Below are 19652 nucleotides of genomic sequence, written 5' to 3'. Positions count from 1 at the left end.
GTCTAATTTACGCCGATCCCAGTGCCGAACTGTTGCTTCGGAATTTATAGACGATGTAGAGCAGCAGAGGGATAGCGACGGCGCAAGTTAAATCCCAAAAGATGTAATATTCGACGATATAGTTGAAATAGACGACATTCGCGCTGACCGCGAAGGCGGCTCCGAACACAAGCATGCCGCCTGGAACGGCCAGCTGACGATGATCGCGCAGGTTCAGAAACTGGGCAGTACCCAGCAGGAAGGCGTAGAAATCCACAATCGTTTTGAAAAACGTAGATAAAATCCAGTTAATGGCGAGTATCGCTTCGACTCTTTGCAGAAAGCTCCCGATGTTGATTTTCTGGGCTGCCGCATAGGCGGCATACAGATGACTGGACGCCAGATTGGGACCGATGACCAGAATCGTAAGCAAAATAATGGAGCAGATGGCCATGCCGCCGATAAAGGTGCCAAGCAGGAAATCTCGCTCCGTTTTGTTGTTGTTCACGACATAAGGGAGGATCATCAGCACCGTATTCAGTTCGCAGAACGTGAATGTGGTGCTATATAGAGAGCCGTGCAGGATGGCCCGAACGCCTTCCCCCATGACGGGACGCAGCCTGACCAGCTCCGCTTGGGGGATCAGCAGGAGGAACAGCGCCAGAAACAGAAAAATGTACAGCGGAAAAAACGTTTCTCCCGAGCGGGCGATAGACTCCAGTCCACATTTGATGCCCCATACCAATGTAATAATGAGCATGAAATGTATGGCGTTGATCGGCATTTCGGGGAAAATCTGCGTCGAGAAAAAATCCCCGACTTCCCTTACCAGCACGCCTGTGGTGACCAGATAATAATACAAATAAAAAAGAGTAACGATTCCTCCAACCCACTTCCCCAGCAGGCGCCGGTTGTACTGGATCAGAGTCAGCCCGGGAATGAGCCGGCTAAAGCGGAACAGAAGCCAGGCGATCGGCCAGCCGATCAGGAAGCCGACCCATCCGGCCAGCCAGCCGTCCTGCTTGGCTGCGGAGATCGTCAGGGATGGAAGAATCAGCAGCATGTCGCCGATAATAAAATAGATGATAAGCACAGCCAACTGCCGGGAGCTGATTCTTCCTTGTTCCACGCTTCAATCCTCCTTAACATGCAGAATATGGTGCATCCATTCATAGACCGGCTTATACATTTCTTCCGGCACGCTCATCGGGCTGAATGGACGGATATTCTCGATAGCCATTACGCTGACGATCGAACCGGCGACGAGCATGACCGTATACACGATCGCTTCTTTCGTCCACGCTTTCCGCAGCAGGGAAGGCAGCTCCAATACGCCGGCTGCAACCGCGATAATAAACATAACGATGCTCGTGACGATCATGTGTTATTTCTCCTTCATGCGGCGCTCGATCGTATTGCCGATCATCCCGGTGTTGCGAATATGCAGCTCGGCCTTGTAGTCCACTTTCAGCTTGGGGAATTCCTCGTCCCATCGGGGCTTCAGCTCTTTCCACAGCTTGGGATAGGCATTATTAATGGTTTGGCTGAACCCGAACACGTCGACTTTATACTGATGCTGCATCGCTTCTACCGAATTTCTCATTAGCTCCTCCACGACTTGCTCCCCTTCGGTCTCCAGCCTCTCGATCTCCTGCGGATCGTGAATATTGATGCCGCACTCGATTTCGCCAATATTCGCGTTCAGCTTCAGATGAACCTCGATGATCGGCTTGCCGGCCTGCAGGCGGCTTTTCACTTCGGAATGGGAATCGATAACCTCCATGCTGATCAGTTTGCCGTCCGGACATTTCATATGGCCTACCGTGCTTTTTACTTTGTTGCGGATATAGTTGTAGCCCTTTCCTTCATCCTTGCTCATCCACCCGGCCAGCTTGTCGTTCCGAAACACCGCCATTCCCGTATAGCTCAATTTGATCGGATGATCGATTTTTTTCATATCCTTCGTCTGGAGATCGGGGCTTTCGTTGATGAGCAGGGAAATCCCCGGCAGTACCGGACTCATCCCCGGCGTCATCAATTGGTCGATCAACGTGTCCACGGTGACGGTGGTCGTCGGCGCCCATACTTTGGAGGACGTGTCCAGTGAATTGAACAGCGCCTCGCCAGGAACTTTTTCCAACGAGGTCAGGACTTTCAGGATGCTTTCGGCGGAGTCGTTTTTGGCGATCAAGACGAAGTAATCCGGACGGGTTTCCGGATTCCGCACCAGAATATCGATTGATTTGGCAATTCCCTCACGGGCGACCTCTTCGCTAATGACGAGCACTCGGGTATGGGCCGTATATATTTTTCGGGAGCTCGTCTCGGTCAGCTTGCGGAAAGCTTCGAACAAGGTAGGGGCATTGGCCTTGAACATCGTGACCGGAGTCTCTTGTTTGCTTGTTCGGGCAATGACCTGATCCGGAATGACGACTTGAACGGATAGGTGGTATTGATTGTCCGCTTTATCAATGGCGATGCCCGACACGATTCCCAATTCATTCAATTCGCGTCGGCTCCAGCAGCCTGTCAGCAGCAGGACGATCAGCAATGCCGTCCAAAACCCTCCTCTTCTGCATAGCATAGGCACACCTCGACGATTGCGTTTTATTTGCGTTTTACCGGCTTTTGACGAACGTAGTTTTTGTGGTTGTAGGGCCCCGGTCTCGTGCGCATGCTCGGCCAGGGAATGCGAAACAGCGTGTCCTTCTGATCTCCCGGATCGAACGGAGCCAGCGGGCTCAAGTAAGGAATGCCGAAGGAACGGATGGTGTTTAGATGCAGCACCAGCAAAATAACGCCGATCAGAATGCCGAATAGGCCAGAGGAAGCCGCCAAACCCATCAGGACAAAACGGATCATGCGTACGGAGATGGACATCGCATTCGCCGGAATGACATAGCTGGATATCGCTGTGATGGACACGATGATTACCATCGCCGCCGAGATGATTCCTGCTTCTACCGCGGATTGGCCGATAACGAGAGTTCCGACGATGGATACGGCCTGGCCGACCGTCCGGGGCATGCGGATGCCGGCCTCACGCAGAATCTCATATACGATCTCCATCATGAGCGCTTCGATGAACGCGGGAAACGGCACGCCCTCCCGCTGCGCGGCCAAATTGAGCAGCAGGTTGGTCGGGAGCATCTCCTGGTGATACGTCGTAATGGCTATGTAGAGCGACGGGGCTAGAAGAACGATCAGAAAGGACATATAACGGATGACGCGAATCAAAGTGCTGATATCGGACCGTTGATAATAGTCTTCCGGCGTCTGCATGAAATGGATGAACAGCGCGGGAACGAGCAGGACAAAGGGAGTGCCGTCGATCAAAATGGCCACCTTCCCCTCCAGTAATCCGGCCACGATCGAATCCGGACGTTCGCTGTTATAGACGGTCGGGAAGGGGGTTATCGTCTTCTCCTGAATGAACTCTTCGATATATCCGCTCTCCAGAATACCGTCGATCCGAATCTCGTTCAGGCGGCGCCGCACTTCCTGGACGATTCGCTCGCTTGCTATGTTCTTTTGATACATAATCGCGACGCTCGTTTTCGTAATTTCGCCAATTTCAAAGGCTTCAAGCCATAGCTGCGGGTCTTTGACGCGACGGCGGATCAGCGATATATTCGTTTGGATGCTTTCCGTAAAAGCGTCCATCGGACCGCGAATGCTGGGCTGGGAGGCCGGTTCCCCGACACCCCGGTCTTCATAGCCGCTCACTCCGATCCGCAGCCCTTCCGCGTATCCGTCGATCAATAGAAGGGCATCTCCCGATAGAAGCTGCTTGAATAGGGCGGCTTCATCTTCTATATAACCGATGTCCCCTACCGATAGCGTATTTTTCAAATAAGCCAGCGGTGCGTTCCAGAAGGACGGGTCCAGCTCCCCTTTCGTCCGGCTTAGCTCGGTTAAAGACTCCAGAACGAAAGTTTGAATCATGGTCAGGTCCGTCAAGCCGTTCATGTAAAGCAAGGCGGCTCTCCAGCGATCGGCCAGGACCATTTCCCTTACGATCAGATCGGGGCTGCCGCCCAATGCCTGCTGTACGGTTGTCACATTGCTGTCCAAATCCGTATCCAGGAAAAGCTCGGTATCCGAAACCCGCTGCATAAAGGCCGTCTCCCGTTTAGCAAAATTTTGGTATTCGTTATTGTGACCAGCGGATCAGGGGAGTATGCAAACCGGGAAATATGATCGTTTGTCTCATTATTGAATATTGAAAAAAAATAGCCCCCTCTTATAAAAACGAGGGAGCCATACTTTTACTCGAAATTTAATTTTATCGTGTACGTGCCCATCGATTGATTTCCATTGTAATCGTAAAGTATACCTGTTACTTGAGGAAATTGTTTAATGATCTGCTGACACTGACAAATAGGAATTCCGTTATTATTAGGATCATATTGAACTCCAAATACCTCCTGTGTAGTAAATGTCTTATTTCCATTACTATCATTGAAGAAAAGGTTCCTTCTTTGACCCGCAACAGTTAAATCTAACCGATCCGTATCCCTTGAAGCGTTTACTTTAACATTTGTAAGAATATGTTTACCAGAATTGTACATGATTTTTGGTAACGTGATTATGATTTCATTATTTGATTTATCGATAATTGCGGGATACAATACTCCAGAAACGATGACCCCTAGACTAGTTATTACTGGAGGCGTTCTATCAACTGTGAATACCGAAACTTCGGCAGTATCCGTGAAACCTCCATCATCCGAAGTAACGGTTATTATGGCGGAACCATCAGAAACAGCTTGAACATTTCCGTTCTGATCTACTGTAGCAACACTGGTGTTGCTTGAACTCCAAATTAACTTTTGATTACGTGCATCTGCCGGAGTAATATTGACATTTAATTTTATAGATTGTGGATACTCTAAAGGAACCCATTTTTTTTGAAAATTCACTTCTCTTACGAGCGTGTAAATGTCAAAAGTGACATTTGATTTAAAACCACCATCAACCGTTTTTGCCGTAACAGTTGCTGTTCCGCCTGAACTTCCAGTCGAATGCTCAACAAGTCCTTTTCTATCTGGCTTTGCGACTTGGTGATCCGTTGAGGACCATTCAACATCCCAATTCGATACATGTTCTGGTTGAAATTTTGGTATCAATTGGGTAAAACGAGAAGAATCTGCTGGGAATTCGTAATGATCAGGATCAAAGTAAATTCGCTGTACTGGTACATAGGTAGTGTTCACAGAATATAAACTGCCACCTGTAATAAAATACCACACTCCATCTCGTTGGAAGTAACGATTGCGAGAACTCGCATCGTCGGACAATTTGATAACTTTCTCAGAACCAAATTTTGCTAGGTACACCCCCTCATTATCCCTGAATATTACTTCCCCGTTATTTCCCATTACAAGATTGTCGGTGTGATAAGTATTATTTCTAATAAATTCTTGTTTTTCTCCAGATGGAGACCTAATAACAAGCTGTTGTCGATTAGACGATTCATGAGGGCTATAGTTTAAGGTATAACTATAAGCAATCCATCCATCGTTTATATCAATTTTACTCTCGAAAGTATCAGTCAATGGAGTAATAACAACCTCATTTTTACTTTGAATATCTACAAGAATAAGGTTCGTTTCTGCACCGTAGTAGCAACACGGATCTGTTCTTATAAAAATTACACCGCTTCCGTTTTTATCGATCTTAGGATAATAGTTACGAAGACCATTAAAATTGTTTGTTAGGCTAGTGTTAACCCCATTAGAGTAATGCTGAATATTAAAATCCCCTGACCAGTAGACAATTTCACCATCACTATTGATATCAATTCCATTGTTACCAGCACTTATACCGGCTTCTGCAGTTATACTAATATTAGTTCCGCTATCTAAATCACGTAAGATAATATCTGTTCTTAAAAGTGTAGGCCATGAAGAATACGTAGCATACTTACCCGCAACTTTTAAAGTTTCCGATGAATTTATTTTTTCTAATTCGACAATATTTCCATTTCTCCAATCATAAACTCTTTCAGTACCATTTTTTTCTCCCACAAAAATAGCACCTTTAAGGTGTAGATATCCGTATTTAGGTTTCAGATCTGCAGCCACCACAGTTTCTTGCTTAGTATTCCTGTCTACGATTTTTAATGTTCCAGATAAATCCAAGTAAAGAAATTGATTTGTGTTAAAATCGAAAATTCTTCCATAGACTTGTTCAAGTACTGTTAGATTTGGAGAAACATTATTGCTAGCCTTGGCTATGAGATTGGTGTTAAATATGCCTATAATACTCAAAAATAAAAAAATACTTGTTGCTACTATAATCTTTGATTTCAAACTCTCTTCCTCCTCATTATGATACAAATTGGATCTATAGAAGAATATCATAGGATACCAAACGTATCAATATTTTATATAAAAAGTTTATTTATCGTTTCACTTACAATATTAAACAATTCCATCCCCCACAAAGGCTTCAACAACGCCCCCCCCCCTTTCCTTTCGCATTCCTTTTGTACATCAAGATAATATAACCCCCTCTTATAACAACGAGGGGGCCATACTTTACTCAAAATTTAATTTTATCGTGTACGTGCCCATCGATTGATTTCCATTGTAATCGGTAAGTATACCTGTTACTTGAGGAAATTGTTTAATGATCTGCTGACACTGACAAATAGGAATTCCGTGATCCTCAGGGTCATTTTCAACTCCAAATATCTGTTGTGTAGTAAATACCCTGTTTCCACTACTTCCGCTAAAGAAAAGTTTCCTTTTTTGACCCGCAACAGTTAGATCTAATTGCGTATTGTTAGGGGCGTTTATTTCAACATTTGTAAGAATATGCTTACCAGAATTGTACATAATTTTTGGTAACGTGATTATGATTTCATTATTTGATTTATCAATAATTGCGGGATAGAATACTTCAGAAACTACGACTCCTAGACTAGTTATTACTGGAGGCGTTCTATCAACTGTGAATACCGAAACTTCGGCAGTATCCGTGTAACCTCCATCAACCGTAGTAACGGTTATTACGGTGGAACCATCAGAAACAGCTTGAACATTTCCGTTCTGATCTACTGTAGCAACACTGGAGGTGCTCGAACTCCAAATTAACTTTTGATTATGTGCATTTGCCGGAGTAATAGTGGCATTTAATTTTATAGATTGTGGATACTCTAAAGGGATCCATTTTTTTTCAAGTTTCACTTCTCTTACACGCGAGTAAACCTCAAAAGTGACATTTGATTCAAAACCACCATCAACCGTTCTTGCCGTAACAGTTGCTGTTCCGCCTATAGGTGAAACCTCAACAAGTCCTTTTCTATTTGGGCTTGCGATATCATTATCTGTTGAGAACCAGTCAACATCCCAATTGGATACATGTTCTGGTTGGAATTTTGGTGTCAATTGGATAGAGCGATAAGAATCTGGTGGGAATTCGTAATGATCAAGATCAAAGTAAATTCGCTGAACGGGTACATAGGTAGTGTTCACAGAATATAAAACGCCATCTGTGATGAAATACCAGACTCCATCTCGTTGGATGTAACGATTGAGAGAACTCGCATCGTCGGACAATTTGATAACTTTTTCAGAACCAAATTTTGCTAGGTACACCCCTTCGTTATCCCTGAATATTACTTCCCCGTTATTTCCCATTACAAGTTTGTCGGTGCGAGAAGTATTATTTCTAATAAATTCTTGTTTTTCTCCAGATGGAGACCTAATAACAAGCTGTTGTCGAGCGGGCCATTCATAAGGGGTAGCGCTTAAGCGATAACTATAAGCAATCCATCCATTGTGTATATCAATTATACTCACGTCAGAATCAGTCAATGGAGCAATAACAACCTCATTTTTACTTGGTAGATCTACAAGAATAAGGTTCTTTTTTGCATCGTTGGAGCAACACGGTTCTGTTCTTATAAAAATCACACTTTCTCCGTTTTTATCAATCTTAGGGTTAATATTCTGAAGATTATCATGGTTGTTTGTTAGTATAGTATGAACCCCTTTTGAGTAATGCTGTATATTATAATCCCCTGATGACCAGAAGACAATTTCACCATCACTATTGATATCAAATCCAATGTTACCACCATCTTTACCGGTTTCTGCAGCCATACTAATATTAGTTCCGCTATCTAAATCACGTAAGATAACATCTGTTCTTAAAAGTGTAGGCCACGAAGAATATGTAGCATACTTACCCGTAACTTTTAAAGTGTCTGATGAATTTATTTTTTCTATTTCGACAATATTCCCATTTCGCCAATCATAAACTCTTCGAGTACCATTTTTTTCTCCTACAAAAATAGCACCTTTAAGGTGTAGATAACCGTACATAGGCTTCAAATCTGTAGCGACCACAGTTTCTTGCCTAGTATTCCTGTCTACAATTTTTAATGTTCCAGATAAATCCAAGTAAAGTAATTGATTTGTATTAAAATCAAAAATTCTCCCATAGACCTGTTCAAGTACAGTTAGATTTGGAGAAACATTGTTGCTAGCCTTGGCTATAAAATTGGTGTTAAATATGCCTATAACACTAAAAAACAAAAAAATACTTGTTGCTACTATAATCTTTGATTTCAAACTCTCTTCCTCCTCATTGCGTTACGTATTGGATCGATCTAAGAATATCATATGATACGTAACGTATCAATAATTGGATATGAAAAGATAACAAAAAAAGGAAAAAGATATCATTTTGATCTGTACATCAACAACTATCTCGTCCATAATGGATATGAATTTCGGACGCGAGAGGAGCGAGTTCCAATTTTATGGGGCTTGCTCTTTTTGATCTATAAGCGCTTGCACGCCAGTGTAGCCGGACTAAGATACAAGGGGGAGGATAGGATGCGTTGGTGGGGAAGGAATCGCAAGCTGACGATTTTTCCGAAGCTGATTGCCGCGTTTTTGCTCGTTATCGCTCCGTTGTACGTGCTCGGCCTGGTGATGAATCGGCTGGGCGAGACGAGCGTTCGCAACGAGCTGTCCAAGTCGCAGCAATCGAGGGTCGAATTTTATTTGAATGCGCTTGTTTTGGAAAAGGAGCATATTATCAAGCTGCTTCAGGAAAGCGCGATGGACAAGTCGCTGCAGCACTATACGTTTCTAAACGGGGCGATGACGCTGCTGGAACGGAACGATGCGGTCATGCGCATCGAGAGCAACTTGCGTATCATTAAAAACTCCAGCGTCTACATCAAGAGCGCCGGCGCCCATATTTTGACGCTGGACCGCACGCTATCCACGGAACGGTCGATTACCGATGAGATTGCGGAAGAGTATGCGGCCATCGAGTCGGCTTACCGGGAGCTTCCCTATACGGGCGAGCTGCCGATTATCGCCTGGCAGGATCGGTTGTTTATCGGGCTCGGATTTCCCGAATCCGGCTACTGGACCCGCAAGCCGTCCTTCGCGCTGACGGTGGAGCTCGATCCCGAGATGATCCGCGGCATGCTCGGGAAGTTTGCGGACTATGAACGATCCGGAGCCGCGCTGATCAATCCCCGGCGCCACTGGAACGTATACAGCGCAAGCGACGATACGGTGCGGCAGACCTTGACGCGGTTTATCGAGCGGCAGTACGAGCAAGGCAAACGGGAAGGCATCGAATCGGTCCGCATCGGAAGCGAAACGTATCTGGTCACCTATCAATATTCACCGACTCTCGGTTCCTATTTGAGCTCCTATATTCCTTACGATCAGCTGTTCGGGAAAATCGAATGGTACCGCAGCTTATTCTGGCTGCTGTCCGCCGTCTCGACGGCCATTATCATCTTGTACTCGTATTTGATATTCCGCTCGATTCACCGGCCGCTGCATAAGCTGATCCGCGCGTTCCGCAAAGTGGAAGACGGTCAGTACCAGCCGACGCCATTACCGCAAACGGGTGATGAATTCGTGTATCTGTTCCGGCATTTCAACACGATGGTCGGCAAGCTGAAGGTGCTGATTCACGAGGTGTACGAGCAGCGCATCCGGGCCCAAAGCTCGGAGCTGAAGCAGCTGCAATCGCAGATCAACCCCCATTTTTTGTACAATTCGTTTTTCATCCTGTACCGGCTGGCGCAGATTAACGACAATGACAGCATTGCGCGATTCAGCCGCTACTTGGGCGAATATTTTCAGTACATCACGCGAAGCGCCGCGGACGAAGTGCCGCTTGAAGCGGAAATCAACCATGCCCGCACGTATGCGGAAATCCAGAACATCCGCTTCTCGAACCGGATTCAATGCGATTTCGCCGAGTTGCCCGACGATTGCGCGAGACTGCCCGTGCCGCGTCTCTTTCTGCAGCCGATCATCGAGAACGCCTACAAATACGGGCTGGAGGATAAACGGACGGGCGGCAAAATCGCGGTGGAGATCGAAAGGCGGAACGAGGCCATCCTCATTTCGGTCGAGGACAACGGCTCCCGACTGACGGACGAAACGCTGCACAAGCTGCGTCTCGAGCTGGCCGACCAAGGGCCGGATGTAGAGTATACCGGGCTCTTGAATGTGCATCGGCGTCTCCGGCTCAGATTCGGAAACCGGAGCGGAATCACCGTAACGCGCGGCGGTATGGGGGGAATGAAGGTCGTATTGACGTTGCAAGTCGAGGAACCGTAATTGAACATGCAGAATCAGGGAGGCGAATAACGGATGTACCGACTGCTGATCGTCGACGACGAACCGATCATTGTCGAGGGATTGTTTGATTTGTTCCAGCACAGGCCCGACTTGCCGCTGGAAGTATACCGGGCGTACGACGGGAAGATGGCTCTGGACATTTCCCGCAGGACGCGGATCGATATTTTGCTTACCGACATCCAGATGCCTGAGCTGAACGGCATCGAGCTGCAGCGGGAAGTGATGCGGCTGTGGCCCCGCTGCAAATGTATTTTTTTGACCGGCTACAACGATTTCGATTACATTCAGTCGTCCATCCGCGGAGGTGCGCTCGACTATGTGCTGAAGACGGAGGGCGATCCGGCTATCGGCGAGGCGGTTGATAAAGCTGTGCGCCGGATTGCCGAAGAGGTGACGTACGACAAACTGATCGCCAATGCGCGCAACCGGATGACCGAAGCGCTCCCGACGCTGCGCAAGGAGTACATGCTGGAGCTGCTGAAGGGCGAAGAGTCGAATACGGAGATGCGCTCGGTCCGATTCGCAGAGCTTGGCATCGCGCTCAATGCGGAGCAGCCGGTCATGCTGGCGCTCGGCCGGGCGGACGGCTGGCCGGAAGGGGCGAGTCCCGCCGACAAGCCGCTCTACACGTATTCCGTCAATAACATTTTCGAAGAGTTTTTCGCCGAGCGGGTGCATCTCGTTCATTTGAGCGGCGAACAAAACCGCATGATATGGCTGATGCAGCCGAAGGAAGGGCAGGGAATATCCGTTGCTTCCGCTGCGGGCCCAGACGCGGAGCCGATGCACCGGTTTATGCTGGGGACGATCGAATCGATTCAAACGGCGTGCAAGCAATATTTGAAGCTGGCTTGCTCGTTCGTTGTCGGAAGCGAGCCTTGCGAATGGGAGCGGCTGCCCGAGAAGTACGAGCGGCTGAACTGGCTGTTCGTCAAAGGGCTCGGGATCGGCACGGAAATGCTGCTTTCCGATCAGCGGCCAGCAGAAGGCTCGTCCCGGGGCGAACGGAACGATACGAGAAAAATCCAACTGCTGGATCAATATTTGGAGCAGAAAAACCAGGACAAATTCAGCCGTTTATATGAGGAAATGATGCATTCGGTGTGCGGCGGGCAGTCGTTCCGGGACGGGACGACGCTGGAGCTGTTTTATTCGCTCGCCGCCGTATTTATCGCCCATATGAACCGGCGGGACCTGTTCGCGGACATTTCCGGGAAAATCAACATGAACAAGCTGTTTTCGATCAAGGAGCATGAGACGTGGTCGGAGGTGACCGATTTTTTCCGCCGGCTGGCGCATCTGCTGTTCGAGAATATGGCGAGCGAGCGCGAGCAGGAAACGAACGGCGTTGTCCGGCGCGTGCACGATTACGTGGCGGCGAACTTGGGAGGCGATTTGTCGCTCGGTCAATTGGCGGAAGTCGTATACTTGACTCCGTTTTACTTGTCGCGGCTGTACAAGCAGCAGACGGGCCGCAACATTACCGATATGATCGCCGAAGCCCGGCTCGTCCAGGCGAAGCGTCTGCTTGGCGAAACCCAGCTGAAAATCCACGAAGTAAGCGTGCGGGTCGGGTACGAGTCTGCGCCGTATTTTACAAGGTTTTTCAAAAAAGCGACAGGGCTCACCCCCCAGGAATTTCGCGACAAAGGAAAGAGGATATAAAAGGATAAGAGAAGCCAAATTTTCCTGTTTTCCCCGTTTTCGCCGTCGCTCATAATAAAATTGTAGGAAAGATCAAGCCGTACAGGGGGGAAGACGAATGATTGGCAAGAAACGGACGTTATGGGCAATCATTGCGCTAGCGGCTATGGTGACGGTTTCTGCCGCATGCAATAAGAATGGCGGCGACGGCGTAAAGGAATCGGGCGATCCCGTGCCGCCGAAGCAGACGGCGGGCGACGACGGCCCGTTCGCCAAATACGACCCGCCGATCGATTATACGACCGTTCGTTCGGTCAACGCCGGCGTGAAGTTCAAAGCGGGGGAATCGTACGATAACAACATTTGGATGCGCGACTACGAAAGCAAGCTGGGCATCAAGCTGAAAAACAAATGGAAAGTGAGCGACCAGCAGTATCAGAACAAAATGAACGTGATGATGGTGTCCGGCGATCTCCCCGACTTCATGCTCGTCGACGCCCAGCAGTTCCAGACGCTCGTTCAGGCCGGACAAATTACCGATTTGACCGAGATTTACAAGAAGTACGCCTCCGATCTGTCCAAAAAAATATTGGAATCCGGAAACGGCATTCCGCTCAAAACCGCTTCCGTCGGCGGCAAGCTGATGGGAATTCCGAATGGCGGCGGCAGCCGCGACGACGCCCCGATGCTGTTCATCCGCAACGATTGGCTGAAAAACGTCGGTCTCGAGCCGCCGAAGACGATGGACGACGTGATCAAAATCGCGCTCGCGTTTACGAAAAACGATCCGGACAAAAACGGCAAAAACGATACGTACGGTCTTAGTCTGGACCAAAACCTGTGGAACGGCTGGTCCGGTCTCGACGGCTTCTTCAACGGCTATCATGCGTATCCGTACAATCCGACGAAAGGCTCCGGCACGAACCTGATGTTCCTGAAGGGACCGGACGGCAAGGCGATGTGGGCCGATACCCAGCCCGAGATGAAAACCGCGCTTGGCAAGCTGCAGGAGCTGTTCAAGGCGGGGGCGATCTACCCCGAGTTCAGCGTTATCGACGGCAACAAATCGGCGGAGCTTGCCACCTCGAACAAAGTAGGCATGACGTTCGGCGCTTTCTTCGTCCCGACATGGCCGATCAATAATATGAAGAAAGACAATCCCGAGGCGGACTGGGGCGTCTATCCGCTTGTCTCCGCGGACGCCAAGCCGGTCAAAGCCCAGAGCACGGGCGGGCTGCCGGCGCAATTCTGGGTGGTCAGCAAAAGCTCCAAGCATCCCGAAGCGGTGTTCAAATTGCTCAACTATACGATGGAGAAGCTCTACGGAGAGACAAAAGACGTGGCCATCTACCATACGGTCGACGAAGGGAACGGTCAGGTGTACAACGTGCACATGTATCCTCCGATCAACGGCGGTCTTCCCGAGAAAAACCAGGAAACGCACTATGCCGTATTGGAAGCGCTGCAAAAAGGCGACGGCTCCAAGCTGAACCAGGCCGATAAAGCGGAATACGACAGTGTCGTCAAGTACAAGAACGGCGATTTGAACATGTGGTCGAAGGAGAAGCTGTGGAACGCCGGCGGCGTGTTCGAGGTGCTCGGCAAATACAAGAAGGAGAACCGAGTGGTGCAAACGGCTTATCTCGGCGCCCCGACGCAGACGATGACGGCTAAAGGCCCGTCTTTGCGGGATTTGGAGGTGAAATCGTTCACCGAAATTATCATCGGCGCGAAACCGCTCGACTCCTTCGACGATTTCGTCAAAAAATGGATGGAGCAGGGCGGCAAACAAATATTGGACGAAGTGAACGAGAGCGGCCAGCTTCAATAATCGGCAGCGCGGGGGACGGAGGATGACGTCTTGCGTCCCCTAACGGCGCCGGCATTCACGGTATGGTTGGGAGGTAAGCTGATGAGCAGCAAGAGATGGAAGCTGGAACTGCCGCTGCATGCGATGATATTGCCGGGTTTGATTTTCGTGCTCCTGTTCCATTACGGACCGATGGCGGGCATCGCCATCGCGTTCCAGAAATTTATTCCGGCCAAAGGGCTGTTCGGTTCCGAGTGGATCGGATTGGAAAATTTCAAATACGTGTATGGCTTGCCCGATACGATGACGGTCATTCGCAATACGCTGTTTATTTCCGTCATGAAAATCGCGGCCGGGCTGATCGCCCCGATCGCGACGGCGCTGCTGCTCAACGAAATCCGCAAACAACTGTTTAAACGTTCTGTGCAAACAGTGATATATATGCCGCACTTTTTGTCTTGGGTCATTCTGGCAGGCATTTTGCTCGACGTCCTGTCCCCCACGGTCGGCATGGTGAACGCGTTTATAAGCTGGCTCGGTCTGCCTAAAATATTTTTTCTCGGAAACGCGCAATGGTTCCCTTACGTGCTGGTTGCTGCCGATGTATGGAAGGAGTTCGGGTTCGGCACCATCGTCTATTTGGCCGCGCTGACGGGCATCAATCCGGCGTTGTACGAGGCGGCCGTTATCGACGGAGCCGGCCGCTGGAAGCAGACGCTGCACATCACGCTGCCGGGGATGACGCCGATCATCGTGCTGATGCTGACGCTCAGCCTCGGCAACGTGCTGAACGCCGGCTTCGATCAGGTGTTCAATCTGTACAGTCCCGCCGTCTATTCGACTGGGGACATTCTGGACACTTACGTATACCGGATCGGCCTCGGCAACGGCCAGTACGGCGTAGCGACGGCGGTCGGGCTGTTCAAATCCGTCATTTCGTTCGTCCTGATATCGGTCTCCTACGGGCTTGCTTACCGGTTTGCCAACTATCGCATTTTTTGACGCACCCGAGGGGAGAAGATGGGGATGGTTCAGCATAAAACATGGGGCCGCGCTGTATTCGCCTCATTCAACTATTTGTTCCTGACCGCGATATCGGTCATGTGTCTGCTTCCTTTGCTTAATGTGCTCGCCGTGTCGTTCAGCTCGGCGGCGGCCATCGAGGCGGGTAGGGTGACGCTGTGGCCGGTCGAGTTTACCGCCCGGGCATACAGCTTCGTCGCGGCCAAGCGGGAATTTCTCGTCTCGATGGGGATTGCCGTCCAGCGGGTGCTGCTCGGCGTCGTCGTCAATATGCTGCTCGTCGTATTGACCGCATACCCGCTGTCCAAGGAGACGTCGCAGTTCCGGCTGCGGACGCTCTACTCCTGGATATTCGTGTTTACGATGCTGTTCAGCGGGGGGCTGATCCCGACCTATATCGTCGTCAAGGAGCTCGGGCTGCTCGATTCGATCTGGGCGCTTGTCCTGCCGGGGGCCGTACCGGTTTTTAACGTCATCCTGCTGCTGAATTTTTTTCGCAGCTTGCCGAAGGAACTGGCCGAGTCGGCTTTTATCGACGGCGCTGGCCACTGGCAGACGTTATGGCGCATCTCCGTCCCGTTGTCGATGCCCGCGATCGCCACCATTACGTTGTTTACGGTCGTCGGCCATTGGAACGAATGGTTTTCCGGCTTGATTTACATGAACGACACCGCGCATTATCCGCTTGCCAGTTACCTTCAGACGATTATCGTCAAGATGGATATGACGCAAATTAACGATCCGACGCAGATGCGCTTCTTGTCCGAGCTGAACGACCGGGCGATTCGCGCGGCGCAAATTTTTCTGGGAGCGCTTCCTGTCCTGTGCGTGTACCCGCTTCTGCAGCGATATTTCATGAGCGGCATCGTCCTCGGGAGCGTGAAGGAATAGACCGGTTCCGGCTAATCTGGCCGGGTATTGACGACATAAAGATCCACCAACCGCGAAGCGCAGCCATACCTTCCTCGACGATCCGAGAGAGAATGTTTGGACGCGCTTCGTTTTTTTTGGGAAGGGAAGACGGAGAGGAGGGGATGCCGCACGCATTCAGCCGGCAGCTTCGAATAGTTTTTTCACACGCAAATGAAGGAGGGAATCGATATGCAAACGCTCAAACGAAGGCTTTCCACCTTGGCCGCAACCGTATTGGCGGCAGCGCTGTTCGTCGGACAGCCGCCGCTGCTCGGGCCCCCGACCGCTTATGCCGCGGGGACGAAAATCGTCCTGACGCCTTCGATGGTGACGAACGAGTCGGGGAATGGCGACGCGACGCTGCTGGTGGACGAGCAAGCCCAGGCGGGCACTCCGAAGGACGGCGACGCGGGCAATATGACGACGGCTTGGCAGCCCGGATGGGGGGGCGGCATTTACCCGGCCAGCGCCTCCATCGATTTGGGCCGTACATACGATTTGACGGAGGTGCTGCTGTTCGATTCGTTCGATAACGGGAACGTGGAAATCTCCTACGGCAGTCCGGGCAGTTGGTCGAAGCTGTTCGACTATACGACCAACCAATATTTCAAGTGGTACGGCCATTCGGTCAACGTAGCGACCCGTTACGTTCGCGTAACCATGAGTTCGCACCAGGCCTTGATCGGCGAAATCGTTCTGTACGGCACGCCCTCGGGCGGCGGGGGGACCGATACGGTGCCTCCGGCGGCGGTAACGGACTTGACGTACAGCAACGTTACGTCGTCCTCCGTAAAGCTGACGTGGACGGCGCCGGGAGATGACGGCAACACGGGGACGGCGTCCTCGTACGATATTCGTTACCGCGCGTCTCCGATTACGGACGAAGCAAGCTGGGCGGCCGCAACACGAGCATCCGGGCTGCCGGTTCCGGCCGTGGCGGGCACAAGCCAGAGCTATACGGTAACGGGGCTTGCGGCCAATACGACGTATTATTTTGCACTCCGGACCACCGACAAGGCTTCGCTTGTATCTGGCTTGTCCAACGTTCCGAGAGTAACGACCGCCCCGGCGGCATCGACCGATACGACTCCGCCGGCCGCGATTATGAATCTGACCGCTTCGTCTCCGACCGCGACGACCGCCGTGCTGAGCTGGACCGCGCCGGGCGACGACGGGAATGCAGGCCGAGCGTCCTCGTACGAGGTGCGTTACGCAAAGTCGACCATAACGGGCTTTCCGGATACTTGGTCGGGCGCGACGGTATTCCCGCAGACGATAACGCCGCAAAACGCGGGAAGCCGGGAGGCGCTGACAGTGAGCGGGCTCGTCCCGGGGCAGCGTTACAGCTTCAACGTCAGGGCGAAGGACGAGGCGGGCAATGTGGCGGGGCTTTCAAATTCGATCGGGGTCATGACGAAATGGGACTACTCCTACGCAAACGCGGGCATGATCGTCGACATGTTCAACGATCCGACGTTCGGCACGCTGAGAGTCCGCAAACTGCTCGACCGGTTCGAGCTGTACGGATGGGATAATCCCGCCGAGTGGACGCCGGCCTTTACAGTACGGGCGGAAGGACAGCTGACGCCGGCCTATAGCGAAACGTATACGTTTTACGCCAAAACGACGGCGAAGGACCGCATCCGCCTATGGGTGAACCGGCAACTGCTGATCGATACATGGGATAGTCCGACCGATGCGGAGAAGACCGCCGCGATCGCGCTGTCGGCCAATCAGTCTGCCGAGATCCGCGCCGAATACAAGGCCGAGGACAAGTCGGGCAATGTGAAGGTGTCGTGGTCGAGCCCGAGCCAGCCGAAGGAAGTGCTGCGAGCGCCGCGGCTGCAGGCTTTGCCCGACCGGATCGCGCCCGGAGCGATCGGAGGACTTGCGGCGACGGCGGCAGGGTCGACAGCGGTGAAGCTGGCGTTCAAGGCGCCAGGCGATGACGATCTCGTCCTGCCGGGACGCTCCGGCGCATGGGGCGCGGCCGCCGAATACGAGGTGCGGTATGCCGCGACGCCGATAACCGCCGGCAACTGGGAGCAAGCGATCAAGGCGGACATTTACGCCATTCCGCATTCGCCGGGCGACGACGACGCCGTCACGGTGAGCGGCCTTCGTCCGGGCACGACCTACCATTTTGCGGCCAGAGTGAAGGACGAAGCGGGCAATGCGGGTCCCGTCTCCGCTTCGGTCAGCGCGACGACGACGGGGACAGCCGATATGACCGCGCCATCGGCTCCGGCCGGGCTGAGCGCAACCGGCTCCGACAAGCTGTCCGTGCAGCTCGCCTGGACCGCGCCGGGCAACGACGGCAACACGGGCACGGCGGCAGCTTACGATCTGCGTTACGGCACGTCGCCGATCAGCGCGGCCAATTGGAACAGCGCCGAGCGAGCGTTCGGCATGCCCTCCCCGGCGATCGCCGGGACGCAGCAGACGATGACAATGAAGGGGCTGCGTCCGGGCACGACGTATTATTTTTCCCTGAAGGCAACTGACGAGGTCGGAAACGTGTCGCCGATCGCCTTCGCCACGGCGACGACCGCAGCGGCGCCCGGGGGTTACGTCCTCAGCGGGGCGTCGACGCTCGATCTGTACGCAAGCTCGAACGAAGCCGGCAGCCTTTACTACGTCGTCTACAATGCGGCGCAAGGATCGCCGACGGCGGCCGCGATCAAGGCGGCGGCGCAAGGAGCGGTCGGCGGTTCGGTCGCGGCGCGCGGCGTCATTCCGGTCGCGGCGGCGGATGCCGGCAAGCTGCTGAAGGCAACGAGCGGCGCCCTTGCCGACAACCGGACGTACTACACGTATTGGGTCGGCGAAGGGCAGACAACGGGCTTCGGTCCGGTTTACGGCTCGACTGATAAGCTCGAGGTGCGGCATAAGGTCGTCTCATTCAATTCCCCTGTGGCGAACGCCGGCAATTTGAACTATTTGGCGTATCAGCCGGAGGAAACGTACCGCAGCCCGAACGGAAAGTACCCGCTGCTGTTATTTTTGCACGGACAGGAGGAAGACGGCTCCGATATCGAAAAGGTGAAGAAGCACGGGCCGCCCAAGCTGATCGCGGCAGGGAAAGAAATGCCGTTTATCGTCATCTCGCCTCAATTGCCATGGAGAAATCCGGTTCTGCGATGGTATACGCCTGGCTTGATCGACAGCATCGTGAACGATGCCATGAAGCGTTACCCGATCGATCCGCAGCGCATTTATGTCACCGGCCTCAGCGTCGGCGGAGGAGGAGCGCTGTACTACGCGAACGAGCATCCGGAGAAGGTGGCGGCCGTCCTGCCGGTGGCTCCGCAGATGAAATGGTTCGAGGACGAGACCGGCAATACGTACCTGTTCAATCCTTTGAACGCTTTCCGCATGAACAATATTCCGCTCTGGATGTTTGCCAACAGGACGGACGAAATGATCCAGAGACGAAGAATCGAGTGGCTGTTGGACTTTATGGCCAACAGTCCGGTTCCGCCGAATCCGTCTCCTCTGCTGACGATTTATCAGCAGGACGGTCACGGAGGCTGGACCGAGACGTACGACAATCCGGACGTGTATACGTGGCTTTTGAATCAGTCGAAATAAAGTGCCTCCGCCAAACGGCTCCGGTTCGCTTTTTTCGGGCAAACCGGACCGCTTGGCCGCAA

Annotated in this window: 12 protein-coding genes; 6 read left to right on the top strand and 6 right to left on the bottom strand. The window is 51.7% G+C overall.

Annotation, left to right across the window (positions count from 1 at the left end):
- Positions 1-7: 7 nt before the first annotated feature.
- From ABD796_RS02605 to ABD796_RS02580, 6 genes are all read right to left on the bottom strand, one after another.
- Positions 8-1108: a GerAB/ArcD/ProY family transporter gene (locus tag ABD796_RS02605; protein ID WP_344902379.1), complete on the bottom strand. Its 1101-nt coding sequence runs from the start codon at positions 1106-1108 to the stop codon at positions 8-10.
- Between the two features lie 3 nt (positions 1109-1111).
- Entirely contained in the window at positions 1112-1360 is a 249-nt protein-coding gene (locus ABD796_RS02600) for a hypothetical protein (RefSeq protein ID WP_344902376.1), read from the bottom strand.
- A 3-nt stretch (positions 1361-1363) separates the two neighbouring features.
- The gene (locus tag ABD796_RS02595) at positions 1364-2563 is read right to left on the bottom strand and encodes a Ger(x)C family spore germination protein (RefSeq protein WP_344902373.1); all 1200 of its coding nucleotides are present in this window, start codon (positions 2561-2563) and stop codon (positions 1364-1366) included.
- A 23-nt stretch (positions 2564-2586) separates the two neighbouring features.
- On the bottom strand, positions 2587-4095 hold the full coding sequence (locus tag ABD796_RS02590) for a spore germination protein (protein ID WP_344902370.1): 1509 nt from the start codon (positions 4093-4095) through the stop codon (positions 2587-2589).
- A 152-nt stretch (positions 4096-4247) separates the two neighbouring features.
- On the bottom strand, positions 4248-6293 hold the full coding sequence (locus ABD796_RS02585; RefSeq protein ID WP_344902363.1) for an Ig-like domain-containing protein: 2046 nt from the start codon (positions 6291-6293) through the stop codon (positions 4248-4250).
- A 228-nt stretch (positions 6294-6521) separates the two neighbouring features.
- Positions 6522-8561 carry an Ig-like domain-containing protein gene (locus ABD796_RS02580; protein ID WP_344902360.1) on the bottom strand — a complete coding sequence of 680 codons (2040 nt, stop codon included), beginning with the start codon at positions 8559-8561 and terminating at the stop codon, positions 6522-6524.
- Between the two features lie 267 nt (positions 8562-8828).
- On the opposite strand from ABD796_RS02580, the gene ABD796_RS02575 reads away from it, so the two are divergent.
- The 6 genes from ABD796_RS02575 to ABD796_RS02550 all read left to right on the top strand — a co-directional run bounded on the left by ABD796_RS02575 (position 8829) and on the right by ABD796_RS02550 (position 19590).
- Positions 8829-10589, top strand: a complete 1761-nt coding sequence (locus ABD796_RS02575) for a sensor histidine kinase (RefSeq protein WP_344902357.1) — start codon at positions 8829-8831, stop codon at positions 10587-10589.
- Between the two features lie 33 nt (positions 10590-10622).
- Entirely contained in the window at positions 10623-12275 is a 1653-nt protein-coding gene (locus tag ABD796_RS02570) for a response regulator transcription factor (RefSeq protein ID WP_344902354.1), read from the top strand.
- Between the two features lie 97 nt (positions 12276-12372).
- Positions 12373-14085, top strand: coding sequence for an extracellular solute-binding protein (locus ABD796_RS02565; RefSeq protein ID WP_344902351.1), 1713 nt, complete (start codon positions 12373-12375; stop codon positions 14083-14085).
- 81 nt (positions 14086-14166) lie between these two features.
- Positions 14167-15066: an ABC transporter permease gene (locus ABD796_RS02560; RefSeq protein ID WP_344902348.1), complete on the top strand. Its 900-nt coding sequence runs from the start codon at positions 14167-14169 to the stop codon at positions 15064-15066.
- A 24-nt stretch (positions 15067-15090) separates the two neighbouring features.
- A complete protein-coding gene (locus ABD796_RS02555) occupies positions 15091-15978 on the top strand; it encodes a carbohydrate ABC transporter permease (RefSeq protein ID WP_344902345.1) in 888 nt (295 codons plus the stop codon).
- 210 nt (positions 15979-16188) lie between these two features.
- Complete coding sequence (locus tag ABD796_RS02550) at positions 16189-19590, top strand: fibronectin type III domain-containing protein (protein WP_344902342.1); 3402 nt, start codon at positions 16189-16191, stop codon at positions 19588-19590.
- Positions 19591-19652: the final 62 nt, after the last annotated feature.

The sequence above is a fragment of the Paenibacillus hodogayensis genome, from assembly GCF_039536325.1.
GTDB classification, from domain to species: domain Bacteria; phylum Bacillota; class Bacilli; order Paenibacillales; family NBRC-103111; genus Paenibacillus_AB; species Paenibacillus_AB hodogayensis.
The sequence above is the reverse complement of the archived record's forward strand: the minus strand, read 5'-3'. Positions and strand labels throughout refer to the sequence as shown.